We start from the raw sequence: 1015 nt of genomic DNA on the forward strand, positions 1-1015 counted from the left end.
GGTCGGGTCGGTCCGGGTGTTGGGGCCGCGCATGCACGCCACCCGCTGCCGTCCCCGGGCGACGAGGGTCTCGCCGCCGCCCGGGTCCAGCCGGACGTAGTCGAACCCGAACTCCAGCTGGGTCTGCGCCAGCTCGACCAGCCGCATCCGCACCGACAGCTCGTCGAACGCGGTGATCTCGGCGAAGAACTCGCAGTCCACCTTGAGGGTGAACAGCTTGAGGTCGCCGTACAGCTCGGCGAGCACGTCCGGGGCGAGGTCCTTGAGGAACATCTCCCGGCAGCGGCCCTGCCAGCGCAGGTAGTTGACGTAGTAGACGTTGCCGACGAGGTTGGTCTCCTCGAAGCCGACCGTGTGCCGGTACTCGAAGTAGTCGCTCATGGGGTTACGACCGTCCTTCTCCGGTCAGGACTGCGAACACGACCGGTCCGGGACCGTCCCGCAGGGTCGTGGCGAACGTGGCGACCCGCGAGCCGCCGGAGGCGAGCACCGCCCAGCCCGGCCGGGGCCGCCCGGCGGCGGTCAGCGGCGCGTCGTCGGGCAGGCCCGCCTTGCGCAGGCACTCGGCGGCGGTCCACACCCGGGTCGCCGCCAGGCCGGGGTCCTCGCCGAGCTCGCGGGCGAGCAGCCCGGCGAGCCCGTGGTGCCGCCCGAGCAGGCCGGCCCAGTCCTGCTCGGACCGGTCCGCGACCGCCTCGACGTCGCAGCTCACCGGGGTGCCGGACGCGACGCACAGGGTGACCCCGGCGCCGTGCGCGGCCGACAGCGCTGCGGCGGCGTCCGTCTCGGGCCGTCCGTCCGCGCGGTACCGCACGGTGACGGGACGGCCGAGGGCGCGCGCGGCCGCGAGCGCCGTCCGCGCCCGCCGCTCCTCCACGCCCCCGCCCGAGCCGTCCTGCGGCCCCGGGCCGGCGGGGGTGCCCGCGGGGTGGGGGGCGGGCCGGGGCTCCGGGGAACGGAAATGCCCAAGAGAGAAATAAACAAAAAAAAACAAAAAACGAGTTATACGGTTATG

Annotated in this window: 2 protein-coding genes; both read right to left on the reverse strand. The window is 73.5% G+C overall.

Annotated features, from left to right (window positions below):
- The coding region (locus tag AB0J52_RS42145) for an acyl-CoA thioesterase (RefSeq protein ID WP_500188935.1) at positions 1-381 on the reverse strand (381 nt) is incomplete at its 3' end.
- A 4-nt stretch (positions 382-385) separates the two neighbouring features.
- The gene (locus AB0J52_RS42150) at positions 386-877 is read right to left on the reverse strand and encodes a hypothetical protein (RefSeq protein ID WP_500188936.1); all 492 of its coding nucleotides are present in this window, start codon (positions 875-877) and stop codon (positions 386-388) included.
- Positions 878-1015 lie beyond the last annotated feature (138 nt).

Source organism: Spirillospora sp. NPDC049652 (genome assembly GCF_040675125.1).
Taxonomy (GTDB): domain Bacteria; phylum Actinomycetota; class Actinomycetes; order Streptosporangiales; family Streptosporangiaceae; genus Spirillospora.